We start from the raw sequence: 16,270 nt of genomic DNA on the forward strand, positions 1-16,270 counted from the left end.
CTCCTATCACTACGGGTGAGCCTTTTATAGAAGCCGTACCCGTTATAACTGCTTCGTTGAGACCGGTACTTGCCCGGAGTTCAGCCTGCTTTTCGGCATAGTCCGGGAAATCAAGCGGGTCTGCTCCCCTCATTTTCCCATTGAACTCCCTGAAGCTGTCCTTGTCAACAGTTATAGCGATACGCTCTGAGGAAGAAAGTCTGCCGTGATAGTTACACTTGGGACATACTCTCCTGAGCTCCTCGTATTTAGACAGCGGGCTTGTGCCCTGACAGCGCGGACATTTGAACATTGGCGGCTTGTATTCCTCTTCGCCCTCTCCCCAGCGCTTCTTTACAACGTTAAAAAAATCCTCAAACAATTCTTGTCACCGCATTCCCTTTTATTTCTTCTTTTCTTCCATATACCTTCCAAGGAAACCGATATCATACTTTCCTGCCTTGAAATCGGCATTTCTGATTATTCCGAGCTGGAAATCTATATTTGTATCCACTCCTTCAACGATAAACTCGGAAAGCGCCCACCTCATCTTGTTTATGGCGTCCTCTCGGTCGGAGCCGTGTGCGATGAGCTTGCTAATCATGGAGTCGTAGTAAGGGGTTATGGTATAGCCCTGATATACTGCTCCGTCTATTCTTATTCCCGGACCGCCCGGCATATACAGCGCCGTAATGGTGCCCGGTGAGGGACGGAAGCCTTTGTCGGGATTCTCCGCATTAATTCTGCACTCGATAGCGTGACCGCGCATCTTTATGTCTTCCTGCTTTATCTCAAGAGGCTTGCCGTCAGCTATCTCTATCTGTGCCTTTACAAGGTCAAAGCCCGTTACTTCCTCGGTTATAGGGTGCTCGACCTGTATCCTGGTATTCATTTCCATGAAATAAAATTCGCGGTTCTCATCAACGAGAAACTCGATAGTGCCTGCGTTGTAGTAGCCACACTCCTTTGCGGCTGTCACCGCGGCAACTCCCATTTTCCTGCGGAGCTCCTCATCCACGATAGGGCTGGGACACTCCTCCAGCATCTTCTGGTTCCGGCGCTGCATGGAGCAATCGCGCTCACAAAGATGTATATAATTACCATGCTTGTCGGCTATTATCTGTATCTCCACATGGTGGGGATTCACAAGGAATTTCTCGATATATACAGCGTCGTCGCCGAAGAAGTTCTTCGCCTCCTGCTGTGCCGCCGTCATCTGAGCCTCAAGCTCGTCGGGACTGTCAACACGGCGTATACCACGTCCGCCGCCGCCTGCGGAAGCCTTTACAAGTACAGGATATCCCGCCTTTTCGGCTATCTTCTTGGCTTCCTTCAAGGTCTTTACAGCTCCCTTTGAGCCTGGGATAACAGGTACTCCTGCAGCTGCCATTGTCTCCTTTGCAGCTGCCTTGTCGCCGAGCATTTCTATGGACTTGTATGAAGGGCCTATGAAAACTATGCCATTGGCTTCACAGAGCTTTGCAAACTCAGCGTTCTCGGAGAGAAAACCGAATCCGGGGTGAATAGCCTCAGCGCCGGTATTTATAGCCGCCTGTATTATTGCATTCATATTAAGATAGCTGTCCTTTGTTGCAGGCGGTCCTATACATACCGCCTCGTCAGCTATCTGCGCATGGAGAGAGTTGCGGTCCGCTGTGGAGTATACCGCCACACAGCGTATGCTGAGCTCTCTGCACGCTCTTATTATTCGTACAGCTATCTCGCCTCTGTTGGCGATAAGTACTTTCTTGAACATTTACGATTATCCCCCGTATGGATTATTTATTGTCTGTGATAACAAAGGTTATCTCGCAGGATACAGCCTTTTCGCCGCCTACGGACGCAAGCGCCTGTCCTGTACCCACAGGTCCGCGCTGACGTATCATCTCCACCTCAAGGTCAAGGACGTCGCCGGGAACCACCTGTCTGCGGAACTTAGCCTTGTCTATGCCTCCGAAAAGGCCAAGCTTTCCCTTGAACTCAGGCTTTGAGAGCATACATACAGCTCCTGCCTGCGCAAGCATCTCCACCATGAGAACTCCGGGAGTTACCGGGTATCCCGGAAAATGTCCCTTGAACCAGAAGTCGTCCTCCTTGATGTACTTCCTTGCGTGTACCCTAACTCCCACTTCCATATCAACTATCTCGTCGATGAGGAGAAAGGGGGCGCGATGAGGGATTATTTCCATTATCTGTTCTTTATTCATAAGTATATCAGACATTTTATTACTCCTTATATATATCGTTATCTGCAAGCATTCCCATATCGTTCTCGGGACGTATCCTGTACTTTGCAAAGGGATCTTCGGGCACCTGTTCTGCGCTTTCGGACTGTAGTCCTGCTCCGTAAACAACGCCATCCCCTACGCCGTAGACCTCGCCGTCCTTGACAAAGCTCTTGAACGAGCCTACAAGCTGTGTAAAATGGGGATAACCCGTTTCGTTCCTGATACTGCTGTCTTCCTTTTCCATCAGATGGATGAGTACGGGATTTGCAATAACAAGAGCTAAAAAAGGAATTATCATGGGTATAAGTATCAAACTTAATGCAAGACCTGTCACACTTATTACAAGACCTGTCTTCCAGCTGTATATCTTGCGTATCCCTATATAGTTCACCATGAAGAACAGGTAAACTGCCGCAAGCAGGATACACAACAGAAACATTACGCTTTTACTGCTCATCAGTACAGCAGATATCAGTCCCGCAGACAGTGCTACCAGATTAACCAGCCAGAGTCCACAGCAATCGCGGAGAAATCTCCGGCGTCTCTTCTGCATATCCAGCATACGCTGATTGTATTCCTTGAATTCGACATACATATCAGCAGATGTGATGTTGATATGACATTCATCTATATTTTTCTGTGTTATATATTTAAGTTCCATAATATCAGAGAAAAGAACCGTCGTCGGGGTGATCCCTTCGGGCTTTATCACGTATGCTGTCATAAGAAAGGTCCTTGAGATTATCCGCACTGCTGTATACAGAATTTGTTACAAGTCTCGGAAAAGAGGGATAACCCAGCTGTTTCGAGAAATAGTCCTCCGACCTCTCATAAAGATATCCTATAATGTAATTACCCAAGGGGATACCTGCAAAGTACAGCGAAAAACATATTATGGGCAGTGAAGCAAGGCAAAGTGTCTTCTTGTCACGGCTACCGTTGTGAAAGGCAAACCAGAACATCAGTCCCAGATAAGCAACAACTCCTAATACTCTGAGAGCTATCTGCCACGCCGGCATACTTGTCCTTGTCGCCCTATCATAGCTGTTCTGCATATCCATACTGTTCACAACGCAGAATATCACGTATATCACCTGCGCAGCTATCCATAAGCCGAACGCAATCTTTATACCGTAGCGCTTCTTATAATTCTTGACAGCTTCTATGTTGTACCGTCTTGCTTCCTCGAACATCTCAGGAGATGTGATATTAACGTTGCCCTTTTCTATGATTTCCTGCGTGATGTACTTATATTCCATTATTTTATGACCATGATAGGCTGATCGAACTCTACAGCCTGACCGTCGGAGACCAGTATCTGCTCAACCGTTCCATCGTACTCGGACTGTATCTCGTTCATCAGCTTCATGGACTCGATTATCATTATTACGTCGCCCTTCTTCACCTCGTCGCCAGTCTTTACAAAAGGAGGCTTGTCAGGTGAGGGAGCCGAGTAGAAGGTGCCTACGATAGGCGATCTTACTACCTTTCCGCTTACCTCCTCAGCCATTAATGCTTCGCTTGCCGAAAGGGTGCTCTCTACAGACACAGGAACCTGAACTTGAGCCGCCGGCGCTGCCATTGGCGGTATACATTTCCTGCCCTTCAGTGTGATGCTTTTTTCGCCGTTTGCGATAGTAAGCTCTGAAAGCTCTTTTTTATTAATTATGTCAGCGAGCTTCTCGATCGTTTCAAGATCTATCTGACCGTAGATTTTCTCCATTAAATATCCTCCTTAGTCCTTTACCCTTGTGAAGCAAAGAGTTGCGTTATGTCCGCCAAATCCAAGAGAATTTGAAAGGACGGCATTGACCTCCTGCTCAATATTGCCGCTTCCGCAGTAATCGAGATCGCACTCCTCATCGGGTACCTTATATCCCACAGTTGCGTGAATGAAGCCCTCCTGTACGGACTTCGCGCATACCACTGCTTCCACGGCACCTGCTGCGCCGAGAAGATGTCCTATCATGGACTTGGTGGAGCTTATCTTTACTCTTCTTGCATCCTTTTCACCCAGTGCGAGCTTTATAGCGGCTGTCTCATACTTGTCATTGAGACCTGTCGATGTGCCATGTGCGTTTATATAATCTATATCCTCAGGTCTGAGACCTGCTTCCTGCATTGCCAGTTCCATGCCCTTTGCGGCAGCTTCGCCGGAAGGCATGGGCGACGTCATGTGATAGCCGTCGCAGGTAGCTCCGTATCCCGATATCTCCGCGTATATCTTAGCGCCTCTTGCCTTTGCATGCTCATATTCCTCAAGCACGAGCACTGCGCTTCCCTCGCCCAGTACAAAGCCGCTGCGCTCCTTGTCAAATGGTATGGAAGCCCTTGTCAGGTCGGAAGACTTTGTGAGCGCTTTCATATTCGAGAATCCGCCGAAAGTGAACTCCACCCTTGTGGACTCTGTGCCGCCTGCAATGCAGACGTCAAGATAGCCATCCTTTATCTTGCGGAAGGCTTCGCCGATAGAATGAGTGCTAGAAGCACAGGCGGTGGTTATATCGAAATTAGCTCCTCTGAAGCCTGTTTTCATTGATATGGTGCCGGCAGCCATATTGCTTATCATCATTGGAATATAGAATGCGGAAACTCTGCTCGGTCCCTTTTCGAGGTACTTGCTGTATTCCGAGAGAGTAAGATCCACGCCGCCGATTCCCGAGCCTACAAGAACTCCTGCCCTGTAAGGATCAATGTCACCGAAATCAGTACCTGCATCAGTGAGAGCTTCATGTGTAGCAACAACAGCATATTTCGTGAAGGTATCCATGTGCTTTGCTTCCTTCTTGTCGAAGCAGCCCTGCACTCCGTAATAGTCCTCCTCGCTGAAATCGCGGACCACGCCTGCGATCTTCACTCCTGTGCGCTCTGTATCGAACATATCAATAAACGATATGCCTAACTTATTCTCTTTTATTCCTGCCCAGAACTTTTCCACTCCTGTTCCGAGGGGAGTAACAGCTCCCATTCCCGTGATAACAACTCTTCTGCTCATATTTTTCCCTTTCTGCTATTTATTAAGATTTTTGGTGCGTCCGGAGCTTTCGCCCCATACTGCGACTGTTGATAATGTTACATTGAAAGTCCGCCGGATATTTCTATCACCTGTCCCGTAACGTAAGAAGCATTGTCAGATACGAGGAAGGATACAACTGATGCTATCTCCTCAGGCTCACCGTATCTCCTGAGAGCTACAGCCTCTATCATCTTCGCCTTAAGATCCTCCGGAAGGACCTCTGTCATGGGAGTTCTTATAAGTCCCGGTGCAACAGCGTTGCAGGTGATATTTCTCGAACCGAATTCCTTGGCTGTAGTCTTTGTCATGCCGATTATGGCAGCTTTGGAGGCGGAATAATTCATCTGTCCGGGATTGCCGTACAGTCCCGCAACGGAAGCTACATTGACTATCCTGCCGCTTCTCTGCTTCATCATTACAGCGGTGACCTGCTTAGTCATATTGAACACGCTCTTCTGGTTAACAGCGATGACTGCGTCATACTCCTCCTCGCTCATTCTTGCAAGGAGCTTATCCTTTGTGATGCCTGCGTTGTTCACAAGTGCATCTATAGTACCAAAATCAGCCTTTATCTGCTTCACCATAGCTTCACACTGGTCAAATTTCGATACGTCAGCCGCATAGCACTCAGCCTTTACACCGAAGCTGCGGCACTCCTCCGCAACTGCGAGAGCCTTTTCCTTATCTCCGTCACTGGGATAGTGATTTATTACTACGTCAAAGCCGTCCTGTGCAAGTCTTTTTGCGATGCAGGCGCCTATTCCCTGTGAAGCGCCCGTGATTATTGCTGTTGCCATTATTGTTTCCTCCGTTTTCATTGGACTGATGCTTTAATTCTATCATGACTTCACGCAGTTTTGAACGTGAAGAATGTCACTTTCTCAGTTACAAATGTAACTTTCTCAGTATTCAAATATCATGTCATATTCGGTCAGAGCACCGTATCTGCCCAGATGCACCGGTACATTCCCAACATACCTGTAGCCCTGTGCAGCCATATCCTCTATCACCTGACGGGGACTTCTCTTGCCATCCTCAGTCTCGTGATAATAGATGCCGCCGATACTGCACTTCATCCTTACGTACTTGTATCTCATAGCTTCAGGAGCTTCTCCGCTCCATCGTTTATTTCCTTTACAATTTCAGCACAGCTCTTTATGTCGTTGACCATACCGGATATAGCTCCGCAGAGGAATGAGCCGCTTTCCACGTCGCCGTCAACCACGGCTCTGCGGAGAGCTCCCACTGTGAGCTGCTCGAACTCCTCGGGAGAGAGTGTGCCTTCCTTCTCGCCTGTCGCGAGCTTCTTTGCGAATTTAGTCTTTATATTCCTGCACGGGTGACCGGTATAACGTCCCGTAACTATATTGTCCGTATCCTTCGCCTTTATGACGAGTTCCTTGAAGGTAGGATGTATCTGACACTCCTCCGATGCAAGGAAGCGTGTGCCTATCTGTACGCCCTCAGCACCGAGCATAAAGGCTGCTGCCATACCCCTGCCGTCAGCAATACCGCCTGCTGCAATGACAGGTATCTCCACCGCATCAACAACCTGAGGCACGAGACACATTGTCGTATTCTCGCCGATATGTCCGCCGGACTCCGTACCCTCAGCAATAACGGCGTCAGCTCCGGACTTTTCCATTCTCTTTGCAAGAGCTACAGAGGGGACTACTGGCATTACCTTTATTCCCGCTTCCTTCCATGCAGCCATGTACTTTCCGGGGTTACCGGCACCTGTGGTTATGACTCTGATGTTCTCGTCTATGCAGAGCTGTGCGAGGTCGTCGGCATTGGGACTCATAAGCATTATATTAACGCCGAATGGCTTGTTTGTCTTTTCCTTGCAGAGGTGTATCTGCTCACGGAGATAGTCGATAGGAGCGCTGCCGCCCGCGATAAGACCTATTCCGCCTGCGTTCGATACAGCGGAAGCGAGTGTGTGCTCGGCTACCCATGCCATACCGCCTTGTATTATGGGGTATTCGCAGCCAAGAAGCTCAGTGATGCGTGTTTTCATAGTCATACTCCTTTGTTAGCATATCCTTGTAGAGGCTGGCGTACCCGACAGCCCGTCAGTTTTAATCATATTCGCGGGACGTCGGGACGACGTCCCCTACAAATGGTAAGATCAGTATTCCAGTATTATTCCGCCGTAAGTGAGACCAGCTCCGAAGCCAATGAGGGCAAGCTTTTGTCCGCGCTTTATCAATCCCTTTTCTATGCTCTCGCAGAGGGCCAGTGGAATTGACGCACTGGAAGTATTTCCGTAATGGTCGAGTGTAACTATAAACTTCTCCATAGGGGCACCCAGATTCTTAGCAGCCGTCTCTATTATCCTTATATTCGCCTGATGAGGCACGAACCAGTCTATATCGTCCTTGGTTATATTGACCTTTTCCGCCGCCAGCTCGAAGGCTCTCGGCAGTGCCTGTACCGCGAACTTGTATACCTCCTTGCCATTCTGGTGAAGTTTGTGAAGCTCCATTTCCGGGAAAGGATCCTTGAAACCGTTTTTCAGAGCCACCTCGGGAGCTACGTTCAATGCTCTTGCGCAGAGAAGCTCAGCACCGCTTCCGTCAGAGCCAAGATGCGAGGAAAAAAGCTTAACGCTCTTCTCGACTACTGCTGCGGCAGCTCCATCGCCGAAGAGTATGCAGGAGGCTCTGTCCGAAAAATCCAGAAAGCGAGAAAGCGCTTCATTTGCAACTATCAGCACGTACTTCATACTGTCGTCGGTTTCGAGGAAACGTCTTGCAGTATCAAGCGCATATACGAAGCCTGAACAGGCAGCGTTCATATCAAATGCAGCTGCATTAACGGCTCCTATCTGGTGCTGGATTATGCTTGACATACTTGGAGTATGAAAATCGGACGTTGCCGTACATGATATGACAAGCCCTATATCCGCAGGATCTATGCCGGCTGACTTTACAGCGCTCATTGCAGCTTCTCTGCCCATATACCACGTTGGCTCCCAGCCTGCCATAGGACGCTTCTTTATACCCGTTCTCGAGCTTATCCACTCGTCGTTGGTCTCAATGAAACGGGTGAAGTCGTCATTTGTAAGTACCTGCTCCGGCACGTACCTTCCCATTCCCAAAATGCTTATGCCCATTAAAAAGCTCCTTAAAATCAATAAAATTATGAAAATACAGTTGTAAAAACCGTAATTTTGTGTTATAGTAGTAATGTCAGTATCGTCTCAATGAAGAAATACTGCCCTGAAGGCATGATACCACACATATTATATTGTAAATCATTTTGAGTTTTTTTGCAACGATATTTCAGCACTTTGATAATTTAAAGACAAAATATCGTCACTTCTCACAAATTTACAATTGAGCATCAGGATATTTTCACCAATACTATTGGGTATAACATACAGAAAGGAAGTTATTTATTATGACAATTGCACTATTTTCAGGACAAGGCTCGCAGTATGAGGGCATGGGAAAAGACATAGCTGAGGCCATGCCGGAGCTCATGGAGGTATACACTGCCGGCTCCGATATACTGGGCTATGACCTGAAAAATATCTGCTTTGAAGCACCGCTTGACGAGCTTTCCCGAACTATCAACTCTCAGCCTGCTATAATGGCTACGTCCATAGTATGTCTTAAGGCTGCACAGTCGAAGGGCTTCACCTTTGACGGAGTCGCAGGACATTCACTGGGCGAATATGCTGCTATGTATGCCTCGGGAATGATATCTCTTGAGGACGCATTCCGACTTATAAAAGCAAGAGCTGCCGCGATGGAGGAGGCTACGGCTTCTGCGGAAGGCGCAATGGCTGCTGTCATGAAAATAGCTCCCGAAGAGGTAGAGAAAGTATGCAGCGAAGCTGAGGGATACGTCACTGCCGTGAACTACAATTCGCCTGCTCAGACTGTAATAGCCGGAACTCCTGAGGGCATCGCTGAGGTAAGTGAGATATTCACCGAAATGAAGGCGAGAGTCATACCGCTCAACGTTGCTGGGGCATTCCATTCAAAGCTCATGCAGTCTGCCGCTGACAAGTTCTATGGAACAGCAAAGACTATTGAATTCAAAACTCCTCAGGTGAAATACTACTCTAACCTCACAGGCGGTGAGCTCACAGACTTCTCGGATATGGCTTCAATACTCGCAAAGCACATAGTATCCCCTGTACGATTCACCTCCGAGCTTTCTGCTATGCAGGAGGCAGGAGCTGACAGATTCGTGGAATTCGGCCCAGGAAGAACACTAACAGGACTTGTTAAAAAGACGCTGAAGGACGTCACTGCCGTAAACGTTGAAGATCTTGAAACACTTGAAGGAGCACTATCATGAATAAATTTGCGCTTATAGGACACCCACTCGGACATTCCATGTCCCCGCTCATACACGAAAAGCTCTTCAATCTCAGCGGACTTTCCGATACCTCATACGAGCTCATAGATATAGCTCCCGAGGATATCACAGGCAGCCGCGGACTTCTTGAAAGTCTCCGCGGTCTCAATGTTACTATCCCCCACAAGCAGACTGTTATCAGTCTTGTGGACGAGCTTGCAGAAAGCGCTCTCCGCTACAACTCCGTTAACTGCATAGGCAACAACGGTGGAAGGCTTGTAGGCTACAACACCGACTGCGACGGTTTTCTGCGCTCTGCAGAGCTTCTCCCTATCGGCGGGAATGTAGCTGTGCTCGGATGCGGCGGAGTAGGAAGGATGATAGCCATAGAGGTAGCCCGTCACGGCGGAAACATCACTCTTGCCGTGATACCTCAGGACGTTAAGAACGCCCAGCTCCTCATGGCTGAGATACTGGCAAAGTGCAGCGGCGCTTCCGTAAGGATAGCGGATATATCCAATCTTGACGGCAGCTACGACCTGCTGATAAACGCAACTCCCGTTGGTATGTACCCAAAAGTGGACGCCTGCGCAGTAAGTGATACTATAATCGAAAACAGCAGCAGCGTTTTTGACGTTATCTACAATCCGACAGAAACACTCCTCATGAAAAAAGCCCGCGCAATGGGTAAAACAGCTGTGGGAGGCGCTTCCATGCTAGTCTATCAGGCTGTGAAGGCTCATGAGATATGGTACGGCGGCAGCTTCACCCCCGAGGATATATCAAAGATAATCGCCGATGTCGAGAATGCTGTTGACAGCATGAACAAGTGATCTCCATTTTAAAAAGCAGGATATATCTGCTCCTCTGTCCTTTTCTGCTTATATCCGGACTGCTTTCCGGGTGCAGCAGAGAAAAGATCGCACCTAAGCCTGTACTGCCAGCGCTGAATGACGTTTCCCTTGTCAGTGAAAACCGGTATTCCTGCACATTCGATTCCATAAAGCATGATTTCATCGTAGATCTTCCCGACAATGCAGAAAACGCGCCTCTTGTGCTTATGCTCCATGGCTACGGTCATAACGCAGAGAGCTTCCGTACATCAGTTCAGTTTGAAAAAACTGCCAATCCTGCCGGCTATGCAGTGGTCTATGTCACAGGCGCTTCCGACCCTGAGGACAGGACATCGTCACTGGGCTGGAATGCAGGTGCAGGAACTGGTAAAAACAGGGACACCGAGTTCCTGACGGCTCTTGCAAAGTATCTGCAAAAGGAGTATTCTTTGGACAGTAGCAGGACATATGCGGCAGGCTTCAGCAACGGCGCATTCATGACACACAGGCTGGCTGCGGAAGCCGGAGACACCTTCTCCGCAGTTGTGAGCGTTGCCGGCATTATGACGGACAGCGTATGGGAAACCAGAAAATCCGGGAATAAGGTAAGCTTCTTTCAGATAACCGGTGCAAAGGATGATGTTGTACCGAAGAAGAGTGACGGCACCGCAAAGTATTCCAAATATCCTGCCGTCGAGGACGTTATGGCGTACTGGGCTGAATCTAACGGCGCTGAACTAACGGTGGAGACCGAGGTCAGCAGTCAGGCAGTACTGAAAAAATACGAAAACAAGAATAAAAACATACAGATCTGGGACCTGCTCGTAAAAAACGGCGGTCATGAATGGCCGAAGGAAAAATTCAGCGGATTCAACACCAATGCCCTGATACTTGAGTTCTTCGAGGCTCAGAAGTAAAAAAGGAGAATGATATGACTGTATTCTTATGCGGCTTTATGGGCTGCGGAAAATCAACTATAGGCAAGCTTGCAGCAAAAAAACTGGGCTGCGGCTTCTGCGATACGGACGACCTCATAGTCCGCACCCTTGAAATGACTATCCCCGAGATATTCGAGAAAAAGGGAGAGCCATTCTTCCGCCTTACAGAGGCTGAGATAGTGAAGTCCCTCTGTGGCAAGACCACCGTTGCAGCCTGCGGCGGCGGAGCAATGCTCAATCCGGATACTGCAAGGGCGGCAAGAGAGGCAGGCGCAGCTGTGGTATATATAGACGTTCCATTCGAGGTCTGCTATGAGCGTATAAAGGACGATACCAACCGCCCTATCGTTGTCAGCTCCACAAAGGAACAGCTGGAGGAGCTATACAACTCAAGAAAGGATATATATCTTAAACATTCGACCATAAGACTCGAGTGCAGCGGCAGTCCCGTGGAAAACGCGGAGCTAATAGTACGCTCTCTCAGAAAGTGAGTACGGTATGCTTATCTATAACGCTGAGATACACACTATGGACGCCCAGGGAGTTATCCCCTGCGGCTGGATAGAGACCGTTGAGGGCAGGATAAAAGCTCTCGGCGAGGGTACCCCGGAAGATATCCCTGTAGACAGCATAGATGCAGAAGGAGGTATGCTCCTTCCTGGCTTCATAGACGCTCACACCCACCTCGGCATCATCGAGGACAGCCTTGATTTCGAAGGCGACGACTGCAACGAGTCCACCGACCCGTTTACTCCGCAGATGAGAGCTATCGACGGTATAAATCCCTTTGACCGTTGCTTTGAGGAAGCCCGTATGCGCGGCATAACCGCCGTGGCTTCAAGTCCCGGAAGCTCCAATGCCTGCGGCGGAGAGATAGCTGCTATAAAGACCTTCGGCAGACGAATAGACGATATGCTCATAAAGAACTGCGGCATAAAATTCGCTCTCGGCGAGAATCCCAAGAACGTATACAATGGACGTGAGGAGACTCCTGTGACCCGTATGGCGATAACAGCCCTTATCCGTGAAGGACTTTACAAGGCTCGCCGCTATGTCCACGATATGGACAGCTACTACTCCGACAGCGAGAACTACGATCCCCCGGAGTACGATATAAAGTGTGAGGCTCTCATGCCTCTTCTTGACCGCAAGATAAAGGCTTTCTTCCACTGCCACAGAGCAGATGATATCTGCACAGCTATGCGCATATCCAAGGAATTCGGTTTGGATCCCGTAATAGTCCACGGCACGGAGGGACAGCTCATAGCAGATATAATCGCAGCTGAGGGAGTACCGGTTATATGCGGTCCTCTGATATGTGACCGCTGCAAGCCCGAAATGAAGGGGCTTGAACTGAAAAACGCTTCCCTCCTCCACGAGAGCGGAGTAAAAATAGCTATATGCACCGATCATACCGTCATACCCATACAGTATCTGCCCCTGTCCGCACAGGCTGCCGTAAAGGGCGGCCTCCGCTTTGGCGAGGCTCTCCGGACTTTGACTGTATGTCCTGCGGAGATACTCGGCATAGACGACGTTACAGGTTCGCTTAAAGAGGAAAAGGACGCAGACCTCCAGCTCTACAGGAAGGGCGATAACCCTCTTGATCTCATGTCGGAACCGGTACTCGTAATGATAGGCGGCAATATCTGCCGCAGGGAGCTCTGATATGAAAAGGGCTATTGCTGCTGCGGCTGCTTTATTGCTGTTGATGCCCGCCGGAACCGTCCGGGCGGCAGAGGATATACCCGAGGGCTTTTCGCTGAAATATGAGATAAAGGATAAAAAGGTGACTGTTACGGGTTGCACAGGCAGCGATAGTATGCTCATGATACCCTCCGAGATAGAAGGAATGCCAGTCACTGCCGTAGCTGAAAATGCCTTTTCAGGCAATACGGATATAGCTATATGCATACTCCCCGACAGTCTTGTGACCGTGGGTGCAAGGGCTTTCAGCACCTGTCCCAATCTCTGCAACCTATCGTTGGGAAAGAATGTATCCTCTATAGGCGATTATGCCTTTACCGCATGTCCTGCTCTGTTCGATATCTCAGTCAGCAAGGACAACTCCACCTACAGCAATATCGACGGCTCATTGTATATGAACGGCGACTCTCTCCTGCTCTATGCAGGCGGCGCTGATGCGAAGATATACGATAAAACCAAAACTATTGGTAAGGGAGCCTTTTTCGGCAAAGCAGAGGTGGTCTCCGTTGATATCCCCGAAAGCGTTACTACTATCGATGACCATGCCTTTTCAGGCTGCCTTTCGCTTAAAAGCGTTGATATTCCCGACTCTGTGACCAAGCTCGGAAAGGGCTGCTTCATGAGCTGCTCTTCACTTGAAAGCGTGAGCTTCGGAAAGTCGGTGAAGGCTGTCCCCGAAAACTGCTTCCATTCCTGCAACAGTCTTAAAAACGTCTCCCTTACCGACAGCATAACCTCTATCGGCGAGGACGCTTTTTACAGCTGCACATGGCTCGGAGAGCTTTATATCCCCTCCTCCGTAACAGCTATAGGCAAAGACGCCGTGGGAAGAAGATATGATGTGAGGAGCTCCTCTTCGGAAAATATATCAGACTTCGTGATAAAGGGTAAGCCGGACACTGCTGCGGAAAAGTACGCAAAGGAATACGGCATTGCCTTTGAATCCTCCTCAATGAAAAAAGGAGACGTGAACGGTGACGGCTATACTGACGCTGTGGACGCCTCCGCAGTGCTTGCGGAGTATGCGCGTATATCATCTGACAAGTCTGCCGTATTCACATCTGCGCAGAAGCAGGCTGCCGACTGGAACAGCGACGGCATCACTGACGCAGTTGACGCTTCGGGCATTCTTGCGGAATACGCAAGGCTTTCGTCAGGGAAATGAACGTATATACCCACCGACACTTTAACGCTGAATTACTTTAGTATAACACATTGCTTTTTTCGCCAAAACCCGACTGTTTTTGAAAATAAAATTCTATGTCCGGTCTGTCCCCCAAACTATTGACATAAGCCGCAAAAAATAGTATCATTAAAGTTAATATTACAACTGCAAGGAGGAATTTTTATGCTGACTGATATCAACAGCAAATTTCAGAAGGAAGGTCTTACCTTTGACGATGTGCTGCTTATCCCTGCTGAATCAAACGTTACGCCTAACATGATCCAGATCGGTACTCAGCTCACAAAGACCGTTCGACTCAATACTCCGATAATGACTGCCGCTATGGACACCGTTACAGATTCACGTATGGCTATTGCTATCGCTCGTGAGGGCGGTATAGGTATCATACACAAAAATATGTCCATTGAACAGCAGGCTGACGAAGTTGACAAGGTAAAGAGAAGTGAAAACGGCGTTATCGTAAACCCCTTCTCCCTCACCGAGGATCACATCGTTGCCGACGCTGACGAGATCATGGGTAAATTCAAGATCTCAGGCGTTCCGATCGTTGACGGAAAGGGCAAACTCGTTGGTATCATCACCAACAGAGATATGCGCTTCCTTACTGATTTTACAGCTAAGATCTCCGACGTTATGACAAAGGACAACCTTATCACTGCTCCCGTCGGCACTACTCTTGAACAGGCTCAGGAAATCCTCCGCGCACACAAGATTGAAAAGCTCCCTATAGTTGACGAGGCAGGCTACCTCAAGGGCCTTATCACTATAAAGGATATCGAGAAATCTGTACAGTACCCCAACTCAGCCCGTGACAGCAAGGGCAGGCTTCTCTGCGGAGCCGCTATTGGCGTTACTGCAAACGTTCTCGAAAGAGCACAGGCTCTTATCGACGCTCAGGTGGATGTTCTCGTTCTCGACTCCGCTCATGGACACAGCGCAAACATCATCAAGTGCCTGAAAATGGTTAAGGAAGCATTCCCGGATATACCTGTAATAGCAGGAAATATCGCTACGGCAGAGGCTGCTGAAGATCTTATTGCAGCAGGTGCTGACTGCCTTAAGGTAGGTATCGGACCCGGCTCTATCTGCACCACCCGTGTAGTTGCAGGTATAGGCGTACCTCAGATCACAGCGGTATACGACGTTGCCTGCGTAGCTCAGAAGTACGGTATCCCAGTTATTGCTGACGGCGGTATCAAATACTCAGGTGATATCGTAAAGGCACTTGCAGCAGGCGCAAATGTAGTTATGCTCGGCTCGCTCCTTGCAGGCTGTGCAGAAGCTCCCGGCGAAACTGAAATATATCAGGGACGTCAGTTCAAGGTATACAGAGGCATGGGCAGCCTCGGCGCCATGGCTTGCGGCTCCAAGGACAGATACTTCCAGGAGGGCGCAAAGAAGCTGGTTCCCGAGGGCGTTGAGGGACGAGTTCCCTTCAAGGGCCCACTTGCAGATACTATTTTCCAGCTTGTAGGTGGTATCCGCTCAGGTATGGGCTACTGTGGTTGCGTAGATATACCCACACTTCACGAGAAGGCCAAGTTCATACGCATCACAGGCGCAGGACTCAAGGAGAGCCACCCTCACGATATCTATATCACCAAGGAAGCTCCTAACTATTCAACACAGATATAAACAGCGTTACAATACAAAAAGTGGCTATATAATAACAGCTTCAAAAAAACGATGCGGTTGTCTTTTCAAATCAAATTTGAAAGGGCACCCGCTTTTTCATGCTAATTATTGAAACCTTCTTGAATTTTCTGGAAACAGGGTATAACGAACAAGCACGAAGAAAATTGCTATTATACAAAGCTTTTCTATTTCACGCAGCGATACATATCCGTATTCCATAAATGCAAACAGTGTTATTCTTAAGAGAGTTTCCAGATCAAATTGTGGGCGACCTGTCCTGCAGTCCTTATCTACAAGATATTTCTTTAGGTCAATTTGATCTAAAACTTCAACAAAAGAATACACTGAGTCGTTTATATCTATAATTCTTTCATAATCCACTGGTAATTTCAGTTGGATTGGTTTATAATAGTTCTCAGTGGTTATCATTTGTC

General features: G+C 48.6%; 17 protein-coding genes and 2 pseudogenes. 7 read left to right on the plus strand and 12 right to left on the minus strand.

All coding sequences use genetic code 11. The annotated features are described in order from the left end of the window. The 11 genes and pseudogenes from J6U00_RS08985 to J6U00_RS09035 form a co-directional block, all read right to left on the minus strand. A pseudogene (locus J6U00_RS08985) lies at window positions 1–361 on the minus strand (acetyl-CoA carboxylase carboxyl transferase subunit beta); the annotation flags it as partial. 21 nt (window positions 362–382) lie between these two features. Continuing rightward, the gene (gene accC, locus J6U00_RS08990) at window positions 383–1,735 is read right to left on the minus strand and encodes an acetyl-CoA carboxylase biotin carboxylase subunit (RefSeq protein ID WP_296581156.1); all 1,353 of its coding nucleotides are present in this window, start codon (window positions 1,733–1,735) and stop codon (window positions 383–385) included. Window positions 1,736–1,757: 22 nt separating this feature from the next. After that, window positions 1,758–2,201 carry a 3-hydroxyacyl-ACP dehydratase FabZ gene (gene fabZ / locus J6U00_RS08995; RefSeq protein ID WP_296581158.1) on the minus strand — a complete coding sequence of 148 codons (444 nt, stop codon included), beginning with the start codon at window positions 2,199–2,201 and terminating at the stop codon, window positions 1,758–1,760. 4 nt (window positions 2,202–2,205) lie between these two features. Next, entirely contained in the window at window positions 2,206–2,931 is a 726-nt protein-coding gene (locus J6U00_RS09000) for a hypothetical protein (protein WP_296581160.1), read from the minus strand. Next, the gene (locus tag J6U00_RS09005) at window positions 2,873–3,466 is read right to left on the minus strand and encodes a hypothetical protein (protein ID WP_296581163.1); all 594 of its coding nucleotides are present in this window, start codon (window positions 3,464–3,466) and stop codon (window positions 2,873–2,875) included. The genes J6U00_RS09000 and J6U00_RS09005 overlap by 59 nt, the downstream gene beginning before the upstream one ends. Then, window positions 3,466–3,930: an acetyl-CoA carboxylase biotin carboxyl carrier protein gene (gene accB / locus J6U00_RS09010; protein ID WP_296581165.1), complete on the minus strand. Its 465-nt coding sequence runs from the start codon at window positions 3,928–3,930 to the stop codon at window positions 3,466–3,468. Before accB ends, J6U00_RS09005 begins: the two co-directional genes overlap by 1 nt. A gap of 12 nt (window positions 3,931–3,942) precedes the next feature. Then, window positions 3,943–5,202, minus strand: a complete 1,260-nt coding sequence (gene fabF / locus J6U00_RS09015; RefSeq protein WP_296581166.1) for a beta-ketoacyl-ACP synthase II — start codon at window positions 5,200–5,202, stop codon at window positions 3,943–3,945. A 77-nt stretch (window positions 5,203–5,279) separates the two neighbouring features. Continuing rightward, window positions 5,280–6,020, minus strand: a complete 741-nt coding sequence (fabG, locus tag J6U00_RS09020) for a 3-oxoacyl-[acyl-carrier-protein] reductase (protein ID WP_296581167.1) — start codon at window positions 6,018–6,020, stop codon at window positions 5,280–5,282. 105 nt (window positions 6,021–6,125) lie between these two features. Further along, window positions 6,126–6,320, minus strand: a complete 195-nt coding sequence (locus tag J6U00_RS09025; RefSeq protein WP_296581169.1) for a DUF4177 domain-containing protein — start codon at window positions 6,318–6,320, stop codon at window positions 6,126–6,128. Next, entirely contained in the window at window positions 6,317–7,243 is a 927-nt protein-coding gene (gene fabK / locus J6U00_RS09030) for an enoyl-[acyl-carrier-protein] reductase FabK (protein WP_296581171.1), read from the minus strand. Before fabK ends, J6U00_RS09025 begins: the two co-directional genes overlap by 4 nt. A 111-nt stretch (window positions 7,244–7,354) precedes the next feature. After that, window positions 7,355–8,341, minus strand: coding sequence for a beta-ketoacyl-ACP synthase III (locus J6U00_RS09035; protein ID WP_296581172.1), 987 nt, complete (start codon window positions 8,339–8,341; stop codon window positions 7,355–7,357). A 287-nt stretch (window positions 8,342–8,628) separates the two neighbouring features. Here J6U00_RS09035 and fabD point away from each other — a divergent pair, with 287 nt between their 5' ends. From fabD to guaB, 7 genes are all read left to right on the plus strand, one after another. Next, window positions 8,629–9,537: an ACP S-malonyltransferase gene (fabD, locus tag J6U00_RS09040; RefSeq protein WP_296581174.1), complete on the plus strand. Its 909-nt coding sequence runs from the start codon at window positions 8,629–8,631 to the stop codon at window positions 9,535–9,537. Next, the gene (locus J6U00_RS09045; protein WP_296581176.1) at window positions 9,534–10,370 is read left to right on the plus strand and encodes a shikimate dehydrogenase; all 837 of its coding nucleotides are present in this window, start codon (window positions 9,534–9,536) and stop codon (window positions 10,368–10,370) included. Before fabD ends, J6U00_RS09045 begins: the two co-directional genes overlap by 4 nt. Then, window positions 10,367–11,287, plus strand: a complete 921-nt coding sequence (locus J6U00_RS09050; protein ID WP_296581177.1) for a PHB depolymerase family esterase — start codon at window positions 10,367–10,369, stop codon at window positions 11,285–11,287. Before J6U00_RS09045 ends, J6U00_RS09050 begins: the two co-directional genes overlap by 4 nt. Window positions 11,288–11,301: 14 nt before the next feature. Further along, complete coding sequence (locus J6U00_RS09055) at window positions 11,302–11,799, plus strand: shikimate kinase (protein WP_296581178.1); 498 nt, start codon at window positions 11,302–11,304, stop codon at window positions 11,797–11,799. Window positions 11,800–11,806: 7 nt separating this feature from the next. Next, window positions 11,807–12,976: an amidohydrolase gene (locus tag J6U00_RS09060; protein WP_296581179.1), complete on the plus strand. Its 1,170-nt coding sequence runs from the start codon at window positions 11,807–11,809 to the stop codon at window positions 12,974–12,976. A 1-nt stretch (window position 12,977) separates the two neighbouring features. After that, window positions 12,978–14,180 (plus strand): leucine-rich repeat protein, encoded by a 1,203-nt coding sequence (locus J6U00_RS09065; protein WP_296581180.1) that lies wholly within the window; start codon window positions 12,978–12,980, stop codon window positions 14,178–14,180. A 183-nt stretch (window positions 14,181–14,363) separates the two neighbouring features. Beyond that, a complete protein-coding gene (gene guaB / locus J6U00_RS09070; RefSeq protein WP_296581182.1) occupies window positions 14,364–15,836 on the plus strand; it encodes an IMP dehydrogenase in 1,473 nt (490 codons plus the stop codon). A gap of 105 nt (window positions 15,837–15,941) precedes the next feature. Here the strand turns inward: guaB and J6U00_RS09075 are convergent. Beyond that, a pseudogene (locus J6U00_RS09075) lies at window positions 15,942–16,270 on the minus strand (hypothetical protein); the annotation flags it as partial.

The organism is Ruminococcus sp., from assembly GCF_017650195.1.
Classification (GTDB): domain Bacteria; phylum Bacillota; class Clostridia; order Oscillospirales; family Ruminococcaceae; genus Ruminococcus.